Origin of the sequence: Bacillus pumilus (assembly GCF_900186955.1) — a bacterium.
GTDB lineage: Bacteria > Bacillota > Bacilli > Bacillales > Bacillaceae > Bacillus > Bacillus pumilus.
Genome location: NZ_LT906438.1, coordinates 274,760 through 296,006, shown reverse-complemented (window position 1 = coordinate 296,006; position 21,247 = coordinate 274,760). Strand labels below are relative to the sequence as shown.

Below are 21,247 nucleotides of genomic sequence, written 5' to 3'. Positions count from 1 at the left end.
CTCCTTATCGGTTTTTAATGGATTGAAATAATTTTCTAACGATGGACGGCTCTTTAAACTCCTGGTTCATAACCATCTCATCAAGCCAATGGGTATCAAATAATTGGTCATCTATATACCGCTCAATACACTGGTATCCCGCCGGATGATACACGAAGAGATCCACACCCATTTCATTTAGAAAAATCAGGGCAGCCGCATCAGAACGAGTCAGCTCACCATTATATTCCGTATGATATAAAATCACTTTCGGTACGGTTTGTGCATAATCAAAGGTTTGAATGAGTTCAATGAGCTCCTGGCCGATATGCAGTACCTGTTTGAATAAATAAATACGGACATCTAATTCAGTCTCATTGCCTTCTTTTAATAGCTTCGGATGCTGACAGATTCGAGATATCGCCTCTGCTATCGCACGCTGCGTCCCCTCATATAGATGAGAAAACTGCCACACGTTGCTTTTCATTAATAATTCAGGATCAATCTCTCCAGCAGACGAAAGGGCATGCTGATAATGAAATTGATAATTCGAAGACACTTCTTTCGTAAAAGGAAAATGGCGAATGGTCTTCGTCTCTTTCCATTCCATTAACGTGTGGATACGATCCCAGTATTCACGCTTGTCTCGTGTGACTCCCATCATTTTCGCAAAGAGATTCGGAATCTGTATCGTGTCGCGGTCTGCTTGAAAATTAGGGCGGATAAAGGAACGTTCCTTTGCAATTAAAAACAGCTCATCATACGTTGTCTTCAGCGTAATAGAATGAGGAGTATGATCTCTGAATTGCCAAGGCTTATACAGCATTGAATCTTCCGTGTGGAGCACCTCTTCAAGCTCTCTTGTCGAGCGGTACGCCACCGTTGACTTCCTCTCAGGCTTTTCAGTAGGGAACGGTTCCAGCTTTGAAGTCCCCGGATACTGATCAATAAAAGTCAGCTTTTCTTCTGGATCTAGTTCGCGGAACGAATCCTCGCCCTCTGGATGAAATAGCACAACATCACAGCCAATCAGCATGACATAGTAAAGAAAATAAAGCTGACTTTTATTCGCCTCTCCATACCAAATGACAGCCGGCATTTTTTCTTCTATATTGACTTCCTTCAGCCATGGACCTAGATGATTATTTGAAAACTTCACTACATCCAGGAGTACCCGGCGGAAATCGGGATGCTGAAATCCCCCTTCATGCAGCTGTTTGAAATGCTCAAACACCTTGATCAATGAAAGGCGGATATGCCGGTTCATCACAGGGTTTGGATGGCGTACAATCAGCTGTTCACCATCTAAGAAAGCCACAAAGCGATTCACAGATAATCCCTTTTCTTCTTGGTTAATCAAATGAATGCGTTGAAGCGCTTGAAAATGCTCCGGCTCAATATGACGATTGAGCGTTTCACTTAAAATGTGAACGCCATCTGTTTCATATAATTCATGTAAATAAATAAAATAATCGGTTGCATCATGCGGAGTTCCAAGGACCCGGGCGGCGAGACGCGGCAAGGACAATGTATGCTCGTCCTTTACATAACCGTCTCTTTCAGGGAGCGGCTTTTTCAGCACGTTTTTCCAGGCTTCCTGCTCCGCCCGTGTTTGGTTAACATTGATTTCTTTATAACTCACGCCGCTCCTTCCTTTCTCCTATATTTTCTCGAAAGCTACTACTATCATATCATTCACCCTTCTACTTCTGCTATCGAATCGAAGGCTTTTTTGCGGTCGTCATCTGGTTCATGACACAAGCGGTGATTTCATCTGCTGCTGCCATGCCAGATGCTGCTGTCGGCTCAAGCAATGGATCAAAGTCGAGCACTTCTCCATGCCTTGGGGCAAAGCCCATATCTGCCTGACGAATGAGACCTGCATCTAAGAGGGAATCACCCGCACCATATACATATTCAAGCTCCAGCCGCTCCTTTAGAAAAGCAACAGCATCCCACTTATTGAGCGGTGCCGGAATAAAATAAAGCTTCCGCCCTTGTAGAGACACCTGCCAGCCTCTTTCCTCGCCCCACTGCTTCAATTCAGCAAGTGGAATGCGAGAAAGATACTCATCTTTCATAATCAAATAAAGAAATCTTCCCTCTGCTGTCCGGGTACGCTTCACCCATGCTGCAACTGGCAGTTCGGAGATGGCTCTTAGCATCTGTCTGACTGACATACACAATTTGAGCCTCTCATCAACAATGACCTGCCAATCCTCAAGCGGCTTGCCATGATGAAGGATACAGCCCCCATTTGTCGTGATAGCATACTCCGGTTTGAGCTCTTGCTGAAAGAAGGTGATCCGTTCATACTGAGCGGTCGTTCTTGTCGTCACTGGAATGAACCAGCCCAATTGATGAATCGTCTGCAAAGACTTCTTCGTTTCAACCGACATATAGGAAAGCGGACGTTCATCCAGCATCTCAACTAAAGCATAATCTCCTTCATACACATACTGATCCAGCACTCGATGTGAGTAAATCAGTGTCCGGTCTAAATCGCTGGCAAACGCACTTGTCTTCATGACGTCTGCTCCAGCGGACGAATGAGTCCACAGCACGTATAGGACATATTGGCATATTCAATGACAGGAACGCCTCTGTCCTCTGCCAAAAGCAAAATATGCTTTAGCTTCTCCTGAGACCCAGGCTGTATCAAGATTTTCCAAGGGATTCTTCTCAGCAGCACACGGGTCGTCTCACCAACACCCGGCTTAATCAAATGGGTATTTTCAATTTGAAACTCCTGACCGATCGCTTCAATGGACGCCATTCCCCGCCAATCCGCAGGCATTCCTTGCGTGAGGATGGTCTCTGCTTTCTCTCCTACATTTGGTTCGAGGCTAGAAAATGCTTCTTCAATTGTATCCACATACAGATTGGACACATCCTCATCAAGCAGCTCTTCATAATATTTTGCCCCATGGAAATCATCGGCATTGATCCAGCGGTTGTTTAGTACCGTACGACTAACAAGTCCAGATACAGTCGAATTCAGGCAAGCACTTGGAATGAGAAAGTCCTCTCTCGTTCCGTAGACATGTGTACAATAGCCAGGATCAGCGAGTACAGCTAGTTCACTAGAAAGACGGATACCGTACTTTCTTTCAAAATCAATCACCGCTTTTTGGAGCTCTCTCGAAATCGCACCTTTTCCGGTCCATCCATCAATAAAGGCAATCTCATAGCCCGGATGTTCCTTGAGCATATAATGTAGCGCATTCTCATCTATTCCTCGATCACGAATAATCGAGATGCTGTAATGAGGCAGTTCAAGACCATATGTCTTTCGAATATATCGTTTGATGAGTACCCCGATCGGCGTTCCCGCTCTAGCCAAACTGCAAAGCACCGTTTGGAAGCCTCGCTTTTTCACAATCTGTTCTGCTACAACAGCTACCGCTTCTGCTACCTTCTCCTTACTTTCTTTCAGAGATTCATAGAATAAATCCATATAAGATTCCGTTGGTTTATATTCAATCGGCAGCATTTCTGAATAATGCGCACCACTCTGAATCGAACGCTCCCGCTCCTCTGTACTTTTTTCCATCTCAATGGATGATAAATCTTTGAGTAAGAAGGTTACATCCTGCTCTGGATAGCTTCCCATCTTTGTATACACATTAGCCATTCACCTTCACCTCGTCTGATAAAGTCACAATATGCACATGCTTCACATGCCGCTCGGCAAATAAATGAACAAGCGGAAGCAATACCTCCTGAGAGACCTTTTTCTCAAAGAAGAGAAATACATCATCGTATTGACCTTTTGGTATGTTGTACACGTAGTGCTGAATTCGAGCATCCTCTGGACTCACAAAGGTGAACCCATTTTGAACAGCGTATCCATCCTTTTCAACGGGATGAATTGGGCTTCTCGTCGTTGAATGAAAGAGAACACCTTCTCCCATATGTGCAGCCACTCTCATCGGCACATACATCAGCTCACCAGTTCCTAAACAAAGTGTCTGCTTTCCTTTGCGTTCCTTCTTCAGTTTCAGTCCAGCCTCTGCAGCTGCTTGGTCGATGACTGCCGTATCTGCTGCGTTTAAACCAAAACGACCCGTTTCATGTATATATGGCGAATGACCAGCCGAATTGGTTGCATGAGAACGTGCATATGGCTCTTGCTGAAAGAAAGATTGAAGGGAGTGAACAGAGAGACTTGGCAGATCCTTTTGCTCAGCTATCTCATACGAATAAGCTGGTTCATCCAGCGTTTTGCCTCGAAAAACCATTTGCCCTTTTAATAAAGACAATGAGGTGATGTGAATACCAAGCTCCTTTTCAAGCTCACACATGGCTTTCTCGTGCTCCTCTGTCCGCCAGTCTAAAATAGAAAGAATCGTGTAAGAATGCCGTGGGTGCTTTGCATGAAGGTCCTGAATGATATTGATATTCGTACGACCTGTCGTGACTTCATCATCTACTAGCACGATGGGACGGTTTGTGCGAAGTAATGCTTCGTCTGCATAACAAAGCTGATCCGTTGCATGCGAATGCTCTTCTTCAAATACCAATGAAGGATCAAGATCCAGCAGCTGTTCACGTGTCGTATGAATGTAAGATGCTCCTTCTAATACGTCATACACACCGTGACCAAGAGCTGTGGCTGTTTCTGCAAAGCCGATCACGATCGGCTGTTTTCCTATTAAAAGCTTCTCTTTTTTGAGCGCTTCGTAGGCTTTAGTTAATACCGTGTGGTCATCCGTCTTGAGTGCTTCTACTAAAAGCTCTTGATATGGAGACGTCTTGCCTGTTTGCTCTTTGGCATACGCCATGGCTAAAAGACCCGAGACAAGGAGCGGTTTTACTGGATGAACAGGAATGTGCTTACCGAGCACCTTACTAACGAATAAAAAGGCTCTTTTTTTGTTCACCCTTGCAGCCATGTCAAAAAGATGCTCTTTTTCTAGCTGAAGCGCACCTTCTTTGAGAACAAGTTCAACTTCCATATGTTCCAAGATGCTCAGCGTATGCGGCTTCTGCTTCTGTGAGTATGTCGATATAGCTTCTATTTTCATGAAACACCCCGTAAATATCTGACTTCATTAAAATGTGCTCTGCCCATCTGTAATGGGGCTTCGTTTCATTCATTTTATTAGAGAAGGTACTCTTCATTACGCCAACTGTGCCGTCTGCATGTTCCAGAATGCTTATTGCATCCATATACTCTTCCTTCGTTACAACATACATGCTTTGAACCGGCTTGAGATGTGTTGGATGAATGACCGTCTTTCCATGAATGCCGTTAGCCACATCGAGTTTTGTCTCCTTGAGTAAACCTTGTACGTCATCAAATTCAGATGAAGACGATTCACCACTCTTATGAGAAAGTGCCCGGATGAATGGCTTTTGTTCCTTTCGTGCAGGGCCAAAATGCTCCCACACAGCACCTGATACCACAAAGGAACGGCCAAAATAATTGATGATATCTGTGATCAGATCAGCAATTAAATTAATTTCATAAATGGTCGTGTCACGATCACGGCGAATCCCGTACAAACCGCAAAGATCTGTTGCCCCAATGCGAATATTCAAAATATATTCCTCGTCATTCAGCAAGATCTGCTTTAACTCTGACAACACCGTATATCTTGTTTCTTTTTCTAGTAAATCAGGTGTTTCCAAAATGGGCATCCCATAAAGTGTTGTCTGCGTTTGGGACGATGCCTGTTTCAGACTGTCCAAATAATCCTTCGCATTATGAACCGAGTACTTCGGGAACACAAAACCGGTAAGTAATTGAAGAGAGGAACCGAGCAAGTCTGCCATTTTGAGCAGCTGTTTCGGCGAACGAACGCGAATAAATATAAGAGGCAAATGTTCAGCCGTTTCAGGCGCATGCGTGACTTTCTCTTTGAGACTGGCCAGTTGTGCCACTAGATTCTGTTCAGCCATGTCCACTTCTTGATCACCGATGGCATCCTCCAAGCAAAATACAACAGAGCAAAGCGCTTCATATTTCTGCGACAGCAGCATATCTGCTATATCTTGTCTTGTCGCAGGCATATACAAAGTAGCACCTAATGCATGCGCAAGTACATGCCTCGGTGTCAGTGAATGCATCGCCCCCGGCCGCTTGAAAAAAAGATCGTGCTGCCTCGCCTCTGATAAAAAACGAAAATACCGCATGCTGTGCCACCTCCTGTTGTTTAGAGAAAATCAATAACCTGATGATTCAAAAAAGATGGAGCCGCTAGTCAACTCCATTCCTTTTTGATCGTCCTATTCTATTCTTCTTTTGAAGCCGCAGCTTCGTTTGTCACATCTTGATGTTTCTTCTTATTGATTTTATGAACAATAAACGTTCCGATAAACGCTAGAATAATAATCGCAAAGAATGCAAGATGCGGAATTTCAATATGTGCAGCACTTAAGCCCATTTTGATGGCAATAATCCCGATGAGAATAAACGCGGTATTCTCAAGCTCTGGGATACGGTCAATGAGGACAAGGAATAACTGTGCCACTGTACGCATCATGAGAATGCCAAGCATTCCGCCTAATAGAAGAATCCATACTTCCTCAGATACAGCGAATGCCGCAAGAATACTGTCCACCGAGAAGGCAAGGTCCATAATTTCCACAGAAATAACGGTTGCCCAGAACACGCCAAATACGCGAATCATCCAGCCTTCTTTTTTCAATTCCTTCGCTTCGTCATCGCCGTCACCTAACCAGAAATGCTTAATGACAAGCCATGCTAAATATGCAGCTCCGAGAACCTTAATCCACCAGAACTTAATAAGCAGCATCCCCACGCCAATGAATAGAAAACGGAAGAAATAAGCGCCAATTAATCCGTAGGTTAATGCCTTTTTACGCTGCTTTTCTGGTAAATGTTTCACCATGACAGCTAATACAAGTGCGTTATCTGCTGATAACAATCCTTCAAGCACAACAAGGGTCCCAATGAGCCCCCAAGAGACAGGGTTTGTTAATACCTCTGCCCACATATGTTTCAAAATGTCCAACTGGTTTTCCTCCTATAAGTGTAGAAGCATCAGCAGGCTTTCGCCTGCTGTTATTCTTGATCGCTGTTTCTTTCTCACTTTGGAAAAGGCCCTCATATGAGTCATTGGCAGCGCCTCTTGAATTTTGTTTCTCTCGTTTATACTTCTAACCCATAATTTTGACAAAGAGCTGCAAGTCCGCCAGAGAATCCGCTTCCGATCGCGTTAAACTTCCAATCGCTTTCGTGTCGGTACAATTCACACACTACGACAGCCGTTTCAATTGAGAAGTCTTCCCCTAAATCAAAGCGAATCAATTCTTCCCCGCCCTCTTCATTTACAACACGAACAAATGCATTTGAGACTTGTCCAAAATTCTGGCTGCGCGTCTCTGCATCATGAATCGTCACTGTAATTCCGATACGATCAATGTTAGCAGGAATTTTTGAGAAATCAACGAGAATTTGCTCGTCATCTCCATCTCCTTCACCCGTCCGGTTATCACCTGTATGAGTGACACTGCCGCTTGGGTGCTGAAGGTTATTATAGAAAACAAAATCTGTGTCTTGCTGACAACGATTGTTTGCATCCACTAAGAATGCCGAAGCGTCCAAATCAAATTCGGCTCCGCCAGAATATTTATTCGTATCCCAGCCAAGACCGATCATCACTTTCGTCAGTCCTGGGTTGGTTTTTGTTAAATCGACACGTTGTCCTTTTGAAAGCTGAATCGCCATATTCGTATCTCTCCTGTCTCCTGAAAATATGAAAACGGGTCGTTACCCGATATCTAAACCGAAGTCTGTTGCAATGCGGGCAAGTCCGCCTTGATAGCCCGATCCAACAGCCGAGAATTTCCATTCTCCGCCATGACGGTATAATTCACCTACAATAATCGCTGTTTCAATTGAAAAGTCCTCCGCCAAATCATAGCGAATGAGCTCTTCATTTGATGCTGCATTTAAAATGCGCACATATGCGTTCGTGACTTGTCCGAAATTTTGACTGCGCGCTTCTGCATCATGAATCGTGATGACAAATGAAATCTTCTCAATACTCGCTGGTACAGCTGATAAGTCGATGTTGACCTGCTCGTCATCTCCGTCGCCTTCACCAGTGCGGTTATCGCCTGTATGAACGACACTGCCGCCACCGCCAGTTGTTTGATTGTAAAAGACAAAATCAGATGGTGAGCTTGCCTTACCTGCCGCATCTAAAAGAAATACACTTGCGTCTAGATCAAAGTCTTGTCCGCCGTCATACTTATTGACATCCCAGCCAAGACCAACGACCACTTTTGTTAAACCTGGATTTGTTTTTGTTAAATCAATTTTTTGACCTTTCGCTAAAGAAATTCCCACTAGGAACCTCTCCCTTCTAATTAAATGTAGTTTCTCGTAATATCGGCAAGCTTCGCATCATTTGTACCGTCCCCAACAGCCGCAAACTTCCACTCATTCTCATGACGATAAAGCTCTCCGACGATTAATGATGTTTTCCCTTCATACTCATCTTTTAAATTATACTTCACTAATTCTTGATTGTTTGAACGATCAACGATGCGAATGTACGCATTTTGAATCATACCAAAGTGTTGATTTCTTCTTAGTGCATCATAGATGTTCACAACAAACACCAATTTATTCACATTGCCCGGCACCTTGCTCAAGTTGACGAGGACTTGTTCATCATCTCCGTCTCCTTCACCAGTCAGGTTGTCGCCTGTATGCTCGACACTGCCGCATTTGCTTTTCAAGTTGCCAAAATAAATCAAATCTTTATTTTCCGTAAACTTATCATTTTTCAGCATGAGCACTGAAGCATCACAATCAATATCAGCGCCGCCTCCGCCGCCAAACAGCTTTCCTAAAAATCCGCCGCCTTGTGATACAGGGTCCCAGCCAAGTCCAACTAGAATATTCGTTAGTCCTGCCTTCCCTTTTGTTAAATCAATACGTTGACCTTTTTCTAATGTAATCGCCAAATCAATCACTCCTCCAGCATAATAAAAATCTATTTATTAAGCGATGGACCCTATTAAAATCATCATACATGAAAATTCGACAAAATTCATGAAATGACATTGGAGCCTCTTACTCTTTTTTCTATTTACTAGTATATACGATCTACGTTCAAGATAGGTTTCAAACAGATGATATTTTTTTAACGAAAGATCCATGTTGAAAATGGTTCATGTCGTAAATGAAGTGTTTCATGTGAAACATTGTCGAAAATTCTCGTCCACAGCTCTTGCTGATAAATAGCGTATTGAAGTGGTTTCATATGTTGATATAGAAAAGATAAAGCATGAGATCAAAGGATAAACCCTTTCGTTTCCTTCCATCCGTGGATTTCTTTATACTTATATCCAACGTATTATCGAAAGGATGTTGATGATGCCATCACTTCACATATTAGATCAAGTCGCTATTCCTAAAGGTCAGACAGCGCAAGAGACATTGATTCACACAACGCAGCTGGCTCAGCTTGCGGAAACGCTTGGATATGAGCGTTATTGGTTTGCTGAACACCACAGCACAAGAGGGCTCGCTAGTACAGCACCTGAAATATTAATGGCACATATTGCCGCTCATACATCGACCTTACGTACCGGGTCTGGCGGCATTTTACTTCCGCAGTACAGCCCCTTTAAAGTAGCAGAGGTCACCCGGCAGCTTGAGGCTCTGTATCCTGGACGAATTGAAATCGGTGTCGGTAAATCTCCGGGCGGGATTGAAAGGACGAGACTGGCTTTGACAGACGGCGTGCATAAAGACCTGTCTCAGTTTGACCGCCAGCTGAAGGATCTTCTATTTTACTTATCAGACAGCCTTCCTTCTGGGCACCCGCATGCAGGAGTCAAGGCTTCTCCGCTTGTTGATGCTCATCCGCCGGTTTGGCTGCTTGGTCTAGGAGAAAATAGCGCCATGCAGGCAGCGGAACTTGGGATCAACTATATTTTTGGTCACTTTATCCACCCTGCACGCGGCAAACAAGCATTTGAGACGTATCGGTCTCACTTTTCTCCATCTGTCTTTTCCACCCAGCCGCACGCTATGTTTGCCGTGTTTGTCATTTGTAGTGAAACCGATGAAGAGGCCGAACGGATCGCCAGCAGTACAGATTTATGGCTGCTGCGTGTTGAAAAAGGACTAGACAGCCGCGTACCTTCTATAGAAGAAGCCAGTACCTATCACTACACCTCGCAGGAAAAGAAAAAAGTGTTACTAAACCGCCAGCGGATGATCGTCGGCTCAAAGGCAACGGTGAAAGAGCAATTACTTATATTGATGGAACGCTATCAAACGGATGACATCATGATTCTAAACAATTCATTTGATCCGATCGAAAAACAGCGCTCCTTCAAACGAATCGCCGATTTATTTTGAAGCCAAAGGGCTGAAATGGGAAATGTAACATCAAGATGTCAAAATCCTTCCGCCTGTCATCTGATCGCAAATGTGTCTTCTAATCGTTAGCGAACTGTAAACGCATAAGGGGTGTACCTTTTATATAGTAGAGGTACATATAAAAGAACCGTTTACGACGCTAGAAGGAAGGAGATGACAGGCCATGAATAAGAGACTCGAATGGGTCGATGCGGCTAAAGGGATCGGTATTCTACTCGTGGTCATGGCGCATGTGCCCATTCCAGATTCGTTCAAGCAATTCATTTACTCTTTTCATATGCCGCTTTTCTTTTTACTATCCGGCATGATGTTTCGATCATCCTCACGCCCTGCTCTGTCATTTATTCAGAAGAAAGCCAAGAGCTTACTCTTGCCCTATCTCTATTTCTCCATTATTACGTATGTTTTTTGGTTCACCGTTACTCGTTTTTTTGCCTTTAAGGGACAAACGGATATTGACCCTTTCGTTCCGTTTACAGGTATTTTTATATCCAATGCAGATGAAGCTAGACTCACGCATAACCCAGCCATCTGGTTTTTAACGACACTCTTTTTAGTGGAAATGATCTTTTTCTTTATGCACCGTCTGACAAAAGGGAAACCTGCTGTCTTGATCTTACTGACCGTCCTTTTCGGAGGTGCTGGATATGCCTCAACCTTGCTTTTAGACCAAAGTCTGCCGTGGAATGCCAATGTCGCCTTGACGGCTGTTGTGTTTTATTCAATCGGATTTTTGGCAAAGCAATGGTTTGTGGAATTAAAAACAGACCCAACCCTTCTTCTATGTACAGGCCTGCTTGTACTGACGGCTTACATGCAAAGCTTTAATTCGCGTGTCGATATGCGCGTGAACGACTATGGTGATCTCTTTCTTTTCTATGCATGTGCACTGCTCGGTTCAGCTGCCGTGATTTATTTAAGCTTTAAATTCAAAACGTCCCCTATTTTGACGTATCTCGGACGAAATTCCATTGTTATTCTTGTCTTGCAATTTGCCGGCATCGATATCATGAAAGCATTTGTTTATTATGGGCTTGGCATCAATATTGCAGATACAGCGCAGCTCTCTTGGACTCTCTTTTACACGATCGGAACATTGCTGCTTATGGTGCCATGTATCTCCTTCCTAAGCAAATACCCGATACTACTCGGCAAACCAGCCAAAGCCGCACACCGCTACGAACAAAAAACATCCGCCGGCTAATTGGGCGGATGTTTTTTTGGATTAATCATTGATTTGAGAAGGGTAAAGCGTCATTCCTCCATCTACAAATAAAGTGGTGCCTGTGATATACGAAGCTTCCTTAGATACGAGGAATGCAGCAGCGGACCCAATCTCCTTCGGTTCACCAAATGCTCTCATCGGAATCTTTTCAAGCTGCTTTTGTTTTTTCTGTTCATCCTGCAAATCATCATTCGATTCGGTCGCCATTGTACCTGGTGCAATTGCATTGATCCGAATCCCTGCTTCTGCATAATCAAGAGCCAGCGTTTTTGTCATCATGTTCATTCCGCCTTTGGAAGTGGAATAGTGAACATTGAACGGGCGCGGTATTTCCTGATGGACACTGGATATATTTAAAATAGACCCTTTGATGTCATGCTCCATCATATAGGCAATTGCGGCCTTTGCCCCTAAAAAGGCGCCTGTGATATTGACATCAATGACTTTTTGCCATTGCTTGAGCGTCATCTCATGCGGCATCGCTTCTTCACCATTAAAGCCTGAATTATTGACGAACACATCGACTGTTCCGAAATGCTCCAGTGCTGTATCCATGATGGATTGAATTCCTTCCTCTTTGGAGACATCTGCGTGTACTTTCACCGCCCTACCTCCGCGCTGCTGAATGGCTTGGACCGTTTCTTCAGCACCCTCTTCATCACCTTTATAGTTCACAACCACATTCATCTGCTCTTGTCCAAATCGTAATGCGATGGCTTGTCCGATTCCTTTTGAAGAACCTGTGACAATGGCTGTTTTCCCTTTTAAATCTTGATACATCTTTATTTCCTCCTATCACGTGCTTCATCTTGTTGATACACAATGGTTACCCATTTTGAAAAAAAGAAAAACACAATCCTCTGCAATCGTTGACTAAGAGGATTGTGCTGTTCATCAAGCTAAAAGGTGTTATAGACATTTTCACAAGTTTCAGCGGTTGGCTGATAAAAGCAATGAGACTTATACCTTGCCACAAACGGCTGATTGTACCATGTCGGTGGACAATTACCAGGCGGCTTAAAATACCAAAGGCTGAATTTTGCTGGCCAAAATCGTTCTCCGTTAATATTCCTCCGTGCAAGTGTTTTTTCTGTTTCTCGTGCTCGTTGATAAAAATAACCATGCGTGACTGCTTCAAATGCATGCTCCTGATAAATCATTTGTGGAATCGTACGCAGCCCTTTAAAGTCAGAGCAGTTGGCACGCAACCGGTTGATGCCCACATTTCCTACAAGCAGCATCCCTTGCTTCCCTTCACCTTCTGCCTCCGCTCTCAGCAGTCTGGCCATGAGGTCAATATCAGAGCTTGTCGCTCTTACCACTGCCATACATCCACCTCCATTCGTTTCTCTTTTATTTTATGTAGGGTTTCTGTGTAGATGACTGCCATTTTGAAGGGAAAAGACACATTCCGTGTCGAGAGCCTGTCTAAACACCTCAACATTTTGCTGGACATGTGTCTCTCTGCCAACAACACACAAACCTAGTGATCATGCACATTACAGGAAAAAATATTCATTACTATAGACTCACTTACAAGTCATAAAAATCCTTCTAATTGCGACACCAGCATCAAAAACAGTCATTTGAACCTATTCAACAATCCGACTCAAAACCTTAAAATATAAAATATTGAGTTTTTACAGGAGACATCAAATCATATTTTACAAGTTTCTCCTTTCAACTTAGTGTCATTTTTACTACTTGAAGCTGTGCGACCTTAGAAACGCACTGAAGTATTGACAGTACTTTCGCTTCATTCTACAGTAAAAAACATACAGTATTTTTCTTTTTGTGCAAAAAGAATGATATGAACTAAAGCTTTTCAATGAAATTCATCATAAACCCGAGGAGGAAAACACGTCATGTTTAAAAAGAAATTATCCCTGTTTCTTCTGATCTTATGTGTCACTGTTGTCGCTGCTGCTTGTAGTGGTGGAAAAGAAAAGTCAGCTGCAAAGGAAAAAGATACAAAATCTCTTGATGCAGCAGAGGTAAAGGTAGAAAGTGCTGAGTACACATTACCACCTCAATACGATACATCTGTACAGGATGATCAGTATGTACTAAAAGTGAACGTATCTGTAAAAAATATCAGCAAAGAGCCTCTAAATGTTGACAAAAGCAACTTTACGCTTTATCAAGATGACTCACAGGTGTCTACGATCTCTCCAGATGACTACAATGAAGTATTATCTTCAAGCTCTCTAAATGCAGACAAAGTATCAAAAGGCGGTCTTTTCTTTGTTGTTGATAAAGACAAAGACTATCAGCTTGTGTACAATGAGCCAGGTAGTGGTTCTAAAAAAGATGACAAAACACTAGAATTCGATATTAAAGGTAAAGACTTAATGAAAAAAGCAGATACACTTCAAGCATCTGCAAAAGCTCTTTCTTCTTATATTGATGTGATGATTTTCGGTAAGAATAACGACGAGTTCGAAAAACTAACAGGTGATAACAAATCAACTGTAGTCAACCAATTTGATAAATCATTCAAACAAGGCTACATCACGTCATCAGGTATTTCTTCTAGCTCAGCGAAGGACGAAAACCTTGATAAGCTTCTAAAAGCTGTGAAAGAAACATTAGCTGAAAAATCAAAAGTATCAACAAAAACAAAAGCGATCAGTGGTGATAAAGCTGTTGTGACTGTAACTCTTACACCAATTGATGCAAGCCCGCTTGTCGATCGTTTAAAAGAAAAAGCGACTGAGTTCTACAGCAAAAACCGTTCAGCTTCTTACGATGAAGCTCAAAAATACCTACTCTCGATCTACCCAGAAGAGTTCAAAAAATTAGGACCATCATCTTCTGAAGAAACAGTAGAAGTCAACATGAAGAAAAATGACATCGACCAATGGAAACTTGATTTGAACGATTACAAAACAAGCTCATTGGTTGAAAAGTTCATCAAGAACTAAGGAAAAACCCCCGATGCCGGGGGTTTTTTGTTAACGTTTTTCGTTTGATCCTATATTTAATTCCGAATTACAGCACAGAAAGCAAGATACGGTCTATTATGAAGAATTTTCTTTTACAGCTTCATACTCTTTTATCACCTCAACCGGATCAACCGAATCCTCCTCTTGTCCGTATTCCTCTACATAAGGATCCATTAATTTCTCAAACTTTTGTTCGTCGTCTACTAAAGCAACATACGTTTCATATCCTTCAAAATCAGATGGATATAAATGTGCAACGGAACTACCCGTTTCTAATGCCTCATCTATCGCTTTTCTTAATTCCAATAACCCTTTCCTGTTTCCCAAAATAAAAGCTTCAAAATGGTGTGTTTGTTGAGCATATATATTACATAGCTCTAGCACATCATCGTCTTCTGTTTGATAAGACATAAACGAATCACCTCTTTAAATAAATTAGGATAATAATGTAAGTTCCCCCTTCCATTATGCCATTCCTTTCACCCGATCGTGAATCTCTTTTATATAAATCTCTGGATATAAAAAACTTGCAGATAAAATCTACAAGTTTTTACTTTCTTTATTTTGCAAGCATCCATTTTTCTTTCATAAACAAGCTTCTCACGATGACAAACAAGATGACGACTGCGAGGGCTGAGGAGCCGAGTGTCAGAGTGACGGCCATCGGATCAATGATTCCAAACATCAATTGCTTACAGAGCGCATGAATATTGAGGAATGGGACAGCAAAGTAATACGTATCTAGCTGCGTAGCACCTGCTCTCATGGTAAAGAACATTGGGATCACACCTAATGTAATGATCATGGACATGTACGATTGCGCTTCTTTCACTGAGCTTGAAACGACACTGAGTAGCAGTTCAATCATCGATACCATGAAGGAGAAGATGATGAGCGCCGCAAACATGACACCGATAATACTCCACATTTGATCACCAAAGTTCAGTGCTTGTTTTAGCTTTTCTGTAAAGAGCAGCGTGGATAAAAGCAGCATGCCGATCGCCACAATTCCACTTAAAATCCCGAACATGGAGACAGCCAGCCATTTTCCGATGAGAATTTGGAGTCTGCTGGCAGGTGTCAGGAACAACGCTTCAATGGATTTTCGGTCTTTTTCACCCGCTACAATATCAAGAGCAGCTGGCAAAGCACCTGAGATGACGGAGGTCACCAAAATCATCGGAAGGAGAATCGACAAAAGCATAGAGGTCATGCCATTTTCTCCTTCATCGCCCTCTTCTACATCAACAGCCTGCACCTGAAATGGATGAACAACAGACGTATTGATTTGATCAGCGGCTAAACGCTTTTCTACGACTTGGTTTTGATACTGCTCCAGTAAGGATTGCAGCATTTGAACCGTTATCACCGAATCATCATCTGTTGTGTACCCATGAATTTTAATCGCAAATGATTGTTGATGCTGAAGCATGTCGTCTGCCTCTTTCGGCATTTCCAGATAAGCATTCGCCTTTCCATCTTTGACAGCTTGCTGCGGGTCATCAAATGTTTCAAGTGTGAGGTTTTTAACCTCTTTGATCATTTGATTCATTTCAGTTGGAAGCTTTTCATTCACTGCGACCGTATAGGTTTCATCTCCTGGATCTGCAATCATGCTTTCATAAAAGAACACCAGTCCAAGCATCGTCAAAAGAGGAATCAGCACTGTTAAGAGTAGCGTTTTTCGGTCTCTTAGCGCATCTGTCATTTCTTTTAAGAATACGGTTTTCCACATTATGAAATCCCCCTAGCGAGCTTCGACATAAAGATATAGTTCAAGTCATCACTTTGTTCCTGTGTATATAATTCTGGAAGTGTCCCTTTATACACAAGCTCTCCTTGATGAATCATCATGACACTGTCACAAAGCTGGCTGACTTCTTCCATGATGTGGCTTGAAAAAAGGATGGTTTTATTTTGCTGCTTGAGCTGATGAATAAAGTCTCTGAAAATATTACTTGATGTAATATCCAAGCCTGTTGTCGGCTCATCAAATAAAATAATGTCAGGATCATGAATCAAGGTTCTGGCAATCGCCACCTTTTGTTTCATTCCTCTTGAGAATCCTTTCACCTTTCGATCCATATATTGTCTCATCCCAAAACGCTTTGCCAAATCCTCTATTCTTGCTTTGATTTCATGCTGATCTAAGCCATACAATTTGCCAAAGTATTCAAGGTTTTCTCGTGCCGTCAAACGATCGTAAAGCCCTGTCTCACCGCCAAACAAGACACCAATTCGCTTTTTCACTTCCGTTGATTCTTTCACCGTATCAAAGCCTGCGACAGTGACTGATCCGTGCGTAGGTTCTAACAATGTGGCTACGGCGCGTAATAACGTGGTTTTCCCTGCACCATTTTCTCCTAGGATGCCAACGACTTCCCCTTCCTTCACGGAGAACGTCATATGTTTCATCGCTTTCACGACTTTTTTCTTATCTTTAAACCAGCAGCTGCAATCGCTGAGAGTAATCATGTGGTTCGCCCCTTTCAACTTTCTAAGTCTATGATAGAAAAAATAACGCTTCCCTGACATAAAAATGTCGCGAAACGTCCTTTTTCTGTCTTGAAATGATCTATTTTAAAAAACAAATGATAAAATAGACAAATAATACGATGAGTCATAGGTGATTTTTATGATAAAAGTAGGTCTCGTTGACGATTACCGAGTAGATTTAGAAAAACTGCATGCCATTGTAGGCAGAATGGAGACTGTGGAGATTGTCTTTGTCACGCAGTCAGCAGAGGATGCTTACGAGAAGGTCAAAAAAGGAGATATTGATCTGTTGTTCGCAGACATTGAAATGCCCGGAATGTCCGGTTATGAATTAGCGGATCTCATTCACTCTCATGCACTGAATGTCGATGTTGTCTTTATGACAGGAAACAGCGGATATGCGGTCCATGCGTTTGATTTAAATGTTCACGATTATATTATGAAGCCCTACCAAGCCGATCGAATTGCCAAATCCTTAGAACGCTACATGTCCACCAAGCAGGAGAAAAGCATTCATGGACGGCTTCTCATTAAACAGCAGTCAGATATTCATGTGCTGCAAAAGAAGGATGTCATTTTTGTTGAGCGAACAGGCAGGTCAACCACCATTGTCACAACAACAGGAGATATCCAAACATATCAGACATTAAACGAGTTAAAGGGCGATCTAGCTGAAAAAGATTTTATCCGCTCCCACCGATCGTTTATCATCAATATTCATTACATTAAGAACTTCTCGGCGTATGCCAAAAATTCATTTATCGTGTCTTTTGAAGGTACAGATAAAAAAGCCATGATAACCAAGCAGCAATTAGAATACTTTAAGAAATACTATTTTTAAGGAGAACGAACGTGAACGCTTTCTATCTTGGATTCCGCATGTATGCTCTCATATGGCTAGGTCTTGCGTTTCATGCAGCTGCTGAAGCTATTCTGCCGCTATCATCAGGAGTGCTGTGGCTCCTCACTTTTTGTGTGATTTGTCTTTATACATTTTTCATATACAAAAGGTTTTTGCCTCAGGTGAGTGGTTATGTGATGTTGGGCGCTTTTGTGCTCTTTACCTGTGCAGGTCTTTCCCTTTTTCTGACGCAAGGAAATGGATTGAGCTCTCTTTTAGTTTTGATCATCATCATGACAACAGATATCCTTTCATTGAAGATGATGCAGACGGAGAAACGATTAAACGGGCGGCTTCAAGAGCTGATCAATGCAGAATCAAGAACCAATGAATTGCTGCTTGAGCTGCGCAGTAAACATCATGAAACAGCTAGACATTTAAATGCCTTTTCCGCGTCGAACGACGAGCACGAGATCAAGGATTTGATTCAGCAATACGTAAAACATTTCCCTTGGATGAAAGGAGAAAATGCCTATTTGGCCTCAACCCTGCATTCCTTTTTCCAACGGGCTGAAAAAGAGGACATCGACCTTTCTCTAGACCTTCAAGCGCCTTTTTCATCGCTTCCCTTTTCTAAGGCGGATCAGGTTAGTTTCACTGGAAACTTACTTGATAATGCCCTAGACGCAGCGATTGAAGCGAAGCAAGCCGGGAAAGAGGGCAGCATCTCGATTACGACCTCTATTCGGAGCGGGCTCTTTTTAATCCATTGTGAGAACAGCACAAAAGGAATGGAAAAACACGTGTTAGACCATTTGTTTAAAAACTTTGGCCGCTCGACAAAAGGCGGGGATCATCAAGGAATGGGCACGTATATCATTCATCAGCTTGTTGAAAAGGCAGACGGTACTCTTGATTTCACTTACCGTTCTCCACATTTGCGGCTTGTCATCAAAATCCCTCTCACGATGTCATAAAAAAAAGGTGCAGCCAAGCACCTTTTTTGATTAAGAGAAAATGTGGTCAATTTGATTGATTTCCTCTTTTGTTAATTGAACTTCGTTTGTTTTTAGGTTTTGCTGAACTTGCTCAGCTCGTTTTGCACCTGGAATAATGGCGTCGATGCCGTCCTGTGCTAAAAGCCAAGCGAGTGCAACGTGTGCCGTTTCGGCGTTCTTTGATTGTGCAATTGCCTTCAGCTTGTCTACTTTTTCGAGGTTTTGAAGGAACGCCTCGCCTTGGAAAAGCGGATCTTTTGCTCGAATATCATCAAATGTGGCATCCTTCGTAAATTTACCAGTCAACAAACCTGACGCCAACGGGAAATACGGAATAAAGGAAATACGATGCTCGACGCAGTATGGGAGAAGATCCTGCTCTGCCTCACGTTTCAGCAAAGAATACTCCGACTGAAGCACATCTAAGTAGCCATCTCGATTAAAGGCTTGAAGCTGTTCAAAATCAAGATTTGATGCACCAATGGCCCTGATTTTCCCTTCATCCTTCAATTCCTTTAATGTGCCTGCTACTTCTTCCAGCGGTGTCCGGCCGTCCGGGAAATGCATATAGTATAAATCAATATAATCTGTTTGCAGTCGTTTCAGGCTATTTTCGACCTGCTCTCTTAAAAAGTCTCGGCTGTTATCCAATTCAATTTGTCCGTTTACTTCTTTATGAGCCCCCTTTGTCGCAAGGACAAGGTTTTCTCTACCGCCTCTTTTGGCAATAATCTCACCAATCAATTCCTCTGAACGGCCCAGTCCATAAATAAAAGCAGAATCTAAGAAATTGACACCTTGATCAAGAGCTGTCTCCACAAGCTCTCGTCCGGCATCTTCACTCAGGTTCGGGAACAAATTATGTCCACCTACCGCGTTCGTACCAAGCCCTATCGGATTCACCTGTAAATTAGTTCGTCCAAGCGTTACCTTTTTCAAAAGCTCATCTCCCTTATCTGCTTAATCATCCTTATTTTCCCACGAACCCTTTCCAACATTCAAGTATCCTGCTCTCTGAAGCAGCAACACCCTCACTTCAAGATTTTTACGTAAAAAACATTTAAAACCGATCATAAATCTACAAATCAATTCTTATTAACCGGTATATTAGACTTACGAATTTCCTTTTATTATTGGCTTTTGTGTAAATTTCTTTCAAAGATAGGGACTAAAACCTATTCCTCATCATGATTGAATTTCGATAGAATGAAAAGTGCAAATCGTCATAAGGAGATTTTCCCCTGCAACACCCGAATATACCATCCTATCTGTTTCTTTTTTCATAGTCAGATAGCGGGAATGAAATGACGAAAGAAAAGCAAAGGAGCATCAACTGTGAATCTTAAAAAAATAAGTGCACTCCTCATGATTTCGTTCGTGATGATCATCTCTGCAGCTTGCCAGAGCTCAGCAAAATCAAGCAACACTGATCAAAAATCAACAAAAACAGCAGAGGTAAAAGTCGATAGCTACGAATATACGTTACCAGAAGACTCAACAACTACGCTAAGAGACAATGAATTGGTGCTAAAAATCAACCTGACGATTACAAACAAAGGTGACAAAGCTCTATCATTATATAGCTCTGACTTCTCCCTTTATCAGGACGATGCCAAAGTATCTGATTTAAAATTTTACGGCAGTAAAGACCGTCTTGACCTTGGTTCATTGAACAAAGGAAAATCACAATCAGGTGCTCTTTATTTCCTAGTAGACAAAGGGAAAAAATATCAGTTCGTGTACCAAGACAGCATCAAGAAAAACAGTGATTCGATCGAAATCGACCTAGATGGAAACAAAATACTGGATACAGCGAAAAAGCTGGATAACCCTGCAAAAGCGCTATCCGCTTATACGGATATCATTGTATTTGACAAAAAGAACGATCAATTTGCAGATTTAACAGGTGACAACCAATCCGATGTCGTGAATAAATACCACGACATGTTCGTAAAAGACTTCAAAAGAAGCGCTGGGATGTACGGCAATGAAGTAAGTGACCGTGATATCCTGTCTATGTACAAACGGATTCAAGACACCATGAAGGATAAAACCAAAGTAGAAACAAGTGTAAAAACCATCTCTAATGACGAGGCGAAGGTTGTCGCTCAAGTAACAGGCATTGATGCTTCTAACTTAAAAGACAAGCTGGACAAGCAAAGAGACGAGTTTTACAACGGCAAGATCCGCTCTAAAGAAGAATTGTATAAGAAAAGCTTAAACTTGTACGCATCTGAATTCGAAAAGCTTCCTCCAGTCTCCAGCCCGGCTGAATACGAAGTGAAAATGAAACGTAATGGGGATGGTCAGTGGAAAATTGACCTTAACGATTACAATACATCGCAGTACATGAGCGGTTTTATTAAAACAAGATAATCATGAACTAAAAAAGAC

The 21,247-nt window shown here is 42.3% G+C and carries 21 protein-coding genes; 6 read left to right on the top strand and 15 right to left on the bottom strand.

Annotation, left to right across the window (positions count from 1 at the left end; all coding sequences use genetic code 11):
* Nucleotides 1–4 precede the first annotated feature (4 nt).
* The 9 genes from CKW02_RS01655 to CKW02_RS01615 form a co-directional block, all read right to left on the bottom strand.
* A complete protein-coding gene (locus CKW02_RS01655; protein ID WP_003217097.1) occupies nt 5–1,621 on the bottom strand; it encodes a YceG family protein in 1,617 nt (538 codons plus the stop codon).
* A gap of 70 nt (nt 1,622–1,691) precedes the next feature.
* Nucleotides 1,692–2,507: an HAD family hydrolase gene (locus CKW02_RS01650; protein ID WP_095117738.1), complete on the bottom strand. Its 816-nt coding sequence runs from the start codon at nt 2,505–2,507 to the stop codon at nt 1,692–1,694.
* Nucleotides 2,504–3,613, bottom strand: a complete 1,110-nt coding sequence (locus tag CKW02_RS01645) for a cysteine protease StiP family protein (protein WP_034620706.1) — start codon at nt 3,611–3,613, stop codon at nt 2,504–2,506. The genes CKW02_RS01650 and CKW02_RS01645 overlap by 4 nt, the downstream gene beginning before the upstream one ends.
* Entirely contained in the window at nt 3,606–4,937 is a 1,332-nt protein-coding gene (locus CKW02_RS01640) for a phosphoribosyltransferase family protein (protein WP_003216940.1), read from the bottom strand. Before CKW02_RS01640 ends, CKW02_RS01645 begins: the two co-directional genes overlap by 8 nt.
* On the bottom strand, nt 4,927–6,117 hold the full coding sequence (locus CKW02_RS01635; RefSeq protein WP_003217235.1) for an HpcH/HpaI aldolase/citrate lyase family protein: 1,191 nt from the start codon (nt 6,115–6,117) through the stop codon (nt 4,927–4,929). Before CKW02_RS01635 ends, CKW02_RS01640 begins: the two co-directional genes overlap by 11 nt.
* Nucleotides 6,118–6,215: 98 nt before the next feature.
* Nucleotides 6,216–6,941, bottom strand: a complete 726-nt coding sequence (locus CKW02_RS01630) for a TerC family protein (protein ID WP_034620781.1) — start codon at nt 6,939–6,941, stop codon at nt 6,216–6,218.
* Between the two features lie 155 nt (nt 6,942–7,096).
* Nucleotides 7,097–7,675, bottom strand: a complete 579-nt coding sequence (locus CKW02_RS01625) for a TerD family protein (protein ID WP_003216935.1) — start codon at nt 7,673–7,675, stop codon at nt 7,097–7,099.
* A 42-nt stretch (nt 7,676–7,717) separates the two neighbouring features.
* Nucleotides 7,718–8,299, bottom strand: coding sequence for a TerD family protein (locus CKW02_RS01620; RefSeq protein WP_003217119.1), 582 nt, complete (start codon nt 8,297–8,299; stop codon nt 7,718–7,720).
* A 20-nt stretch (nt 8,300–8,319) separates the two neighbouring features.
* The gene (locus CKW02_RS01615; protein WP_003217266.1) at nt 8,320–8,922 is read right to left on the bottom strand and encodes a TerD family protein; all 603 of its coding nucleotides are present in this window, start codon (nt 8,920–8,922) and stop codon (nt 8,320–8,322) included.
* A gap of 412 nt (nt 8,923–9,334) precedes the next feature.
* Here CKW02_RS01615 and CKW02_RS01610 point away from each other — a divergent pair, with 412 nt between their 5' ends.
* Together CKW02_RS01610 and CKW02_RS01605 are read left to right on the top strand one after the other, a co-directional pair.
* Complete coding sequence (locus CKW02_RS01610; protein WP_003217206.1) at nt 9,335–10,327, top strand: LLM class flavin-dependent oxidoreductase; 993 nt, start codon at nt 9,335–9,337, stop codon at nt 10,325–10,327.
* A gap of 184 nt (nt 10,328–10,511) precedes the next feature.
* A complete protein-coding gene (locus CKW02_RS01605; protein ID WP_003217250.1) occupies nt 10,512–11,552 on the top strand; it encodes an acyltransferase family protein in 1,041 nt (346 codons plus the stop codon).
* A gap of 21 nt (nt 11,553–11,573) precedes the next feature.
* Here CKW02_RS01605 and CKW02_RS01600 read toward each other — a convergent pair whose 3' ends face one another.
* Complete coding sequence (locus CKW02_RS01600; RefSeq protein WP_003217170.1) at nt 11,574–12,353, bottom strand: glucose 1-dehydrogenase; 780 nt, start codon at nt 12,351–12,353, stop codon at nt 11,574–11,576.
* Nucleotides 12,354–12,472: 119 nt separating this feature from the next.
* Nucleotides 12,473–12,901 carry a cell wall hydrolase gene (locus tag CKW02_RS01595; RefSeq protein ID WP_003217242.1) on the bottom strand — a complete coding sequence of 143 codons (429 nt, stop codon included), beginning with the start codon at nt 12,899–12,901 and terminating at the stop codon, nt 12,473–12,475.
* A gap of 537 nt (nt 12,902–13,438) precedes the next feature.
* Between CKW02_RS01595 and CKW02_RS01590 the strand changes: the two genes are divergently transcribed.
* Entirely contained in the window at nt 13,439–14,497 is a 1,059-nt protein-coding gene (locus tag CKW02_RS01590) for a DUF4352 domain-containing protein (protein ID WP_003217128.1), read from the top strand.
* 96 nt (nt 14,498–14,593) lie between these two features.
* On the opposite strand, the gene CKW02_RS01585 is transcribed toward CKW02_RS01590, so the two are convergent.
* From CKW02_RS01585 to CKW02_RS01575, 3 genes are all read right to left on the bottom strand, one after another.
* Entirely contained in the window at nt 14,594–14,929 is a 336-nt protein-coding gene (locus CKW02_RS01585) for a hypothetical protein (RefSeq protein WP_003216896.1), read from the bottom strand.
* 148 nt (nt 14,930–15,077) lie between these two features.
* Nucleotides 15,078–16,253 (bottom strand): ABC transporter permease, encoded by a 1,176-nt coding sequence (locus CKW02_RS01580; RefSeq protein WP_003216965.1) that lies wholly within the window; start codon nt 16,251–16,253, stop codon nt 15,078–15,080.
* Nucleotides 16,253–16,993 (bottom strand): ATP-binding cassette domain-containing protein, encoded by a 741-nt coding sequence (locus tag CKW02_RS01575; protein ID WP_003217123.1) that lies wholly within the window; start codon nt 16,991–16,993, stop codon nt 16,253–16,255. The genes CKW02_RS01580 and CKW02_RS01575 overlap by 1 nt, the downstream gene beginning before the upstream one ends.
* A gap of 160 nt (nt 16,994–17,153) precedes the next feature.
* Here CKW02_RS01575 and CKW02_RS01570 point away from each other — a divergent pair, with 160 nt between their 5' ends.
* Both CKW02_RS01570 and CKW02_RS01565 read left to right on the top strand, forming a co-directional pair.
* Nucleotides 17,154–17,855 (top strand): LytR/AlgR family response regulator transcription factor, encoded by a 702-nt coding sequence (locus tag CKW02_RS01570; protein WP_003217099.1) that lies wholly within the window; start codon nt 17,154–17,156, stop codon nt 17,853–17,855.
* 11 nt (nt 17,856–17,866) lie between these two features.
* Nucleotides 17,867–18,832, top strand: coding sequence for a sensor histidine kinase (locus tag CKW02_RS01565; RefSeq protein WP_003216878.1), 966 nt, complete (start codon nt 17,867–17,869; stop codon nt 18,830–18,832).
* Between the two features lie 30 nt (nt 18,833–18,862).
* Here CKW02_RS01565 and CKW02_RS01560 read toward each other — a convergent pair whose 3' ends face one another.
* Complete coding sequence (locus tag CKW02_RS01560; protein WP_034620710.1) at nt 18,863–19,792, bottom strand: aldo/keto reductase; 930 nt, start codon at nt 19,790–19,792, stop codon at nt 18,863–18,865.
* A gap of 396 nt (nt 19,793–20,188) precedes the next feature.
* Between CKW02_RS01560 and CKW02_RS01555 the strand changes: the two genes are divergently transcribed.
* Nucleotides 20,189–21,229, top strand: coding sequence for a DUF4352 domain-containing protein (locus tag CKW02_RS01555; protein ID WP_003217135.1), 1,041 nt, complete (start codon nt 20,189–20,191; stop codon nt 21,227–21,229).
* Nucleotides 21,230–21,247: the final 18 nt, after the last annotated feature.

What these genes read in the sequence shown, in the direction of transcription:
- CKW02_RS01645 (WP_034620706.1), bottom strand. Translation starts at nt 3,613, where the DNA reads ATGGCTAATGTGTATACAAAGATGGGAAGCTATCCAGAGCAGGATGTA.
- CKW02_RS01650 (WP_095117738.1), bottom strand. Translation starts at nt 2,507, where the DNA reads ATGAAGACAAGTGCGTTTGCCAGCGATTTAGACCGGACACTGATTTAC.
- CKW02_RS01585 (WP_003216896.1), bottom strand. Translation starts at nt 14,929, where the DNA reads ATGTCTTATCAAACAGAAGACGATGATGTGCTAGAGCTATGTAATATA.
- CKW02_RS01625 (WP_003216935.1), bottom strand. Translation starts at nt 7,675, where the DNA reads ATGGCGATTCAGCTTTCAAAAGGACAACGTGTCGATTTAACAAAAACC.
- CKW02_RS01630 (WP_034620781.1), bottom strand. Translation starts at nt 6,941, where the DNA reads ATGTGGGCAGAGGTATTAACAAACCCTGTCTCTTGGGGGCTCATTGGG.
- CKW02_RS01570 (WP_003217099.1), top strand. Translation starts at nt 17,154, where the DNA reads ATGATAAAAGTAGGTCTCGTTGACGATTACCGAGTAGATTTAGAAAAA.
- CKW02_RS01575 (WP_003217123.1), bottom strand. Translation starts at nt 16,993, where the DNA reads ATGATTACTCTCAGCGATTGCAGCTGCTGGTTTAAAGATAAGAAAAAA.
- CKW02_RS01640 (WP_003216940.1), bottom strand. Translation starts at nt 4,937, where the DNA reads ATGGAAGTTGAACTTGTTCTCAAAGAAGGTGCGCTTCAGCTAGAAAAA.
- CKW02_RS01580 (WP_003216965.1), bottom strand. Translation starts at nt 16,253, where the DNA reads ATGTGGAAAACCGTATTCTTAAAAGAAATGACAGATGCGCTAAGAGAC.
- CKW02_RS01600 (WP_003217170.1), bottom strand. Translation starts at nt 12,353, where the DNA reads ATGTATCAAGATTTAAAAGGGAAAACAGCCATTGTCACAGGTTCTTCA.
- CKW02_RS01595 (WP_003217242.1), bottom strand. Translation starts at nt 12,901, where the DNA reads ATGGCAGTGGTAAGAGCGACAAGCTCTGATATTGACCTCATGGCCAGA.
- CKW02_RS01635 (WP_003217235.1), bottom strand. Translation starts at nt 6,117, where the DNA reads ATGCGGTATTTTCGTTTTTTATCAGAGGCGAGGCAGCACGATCTTTTT.
- CKW02_RS01605 (WP_003217250.1), top strand. Translation starts at nt 10,512, where the DNA reads ATGAATAAGAGACTCGAATGGGTCGATGCGGCTAAAGGGATCGGTATT.
- CKW02_RS01590 (WP_003217128.1), top strand. Translation starts at nt 13,439, where the DNA reads ATGTTTAAAAAGAAATTATCCCTGTTTCTTCTGATCTTATGTGTCACT.
- CKW02_RS01610 (WP_003217206.1), top strand. Translation starts at nt 9,335, where the DNA reads ATGCCATCACTTCACATATTAGATCAAGTCGCTATTCCTAAAGGTCAG.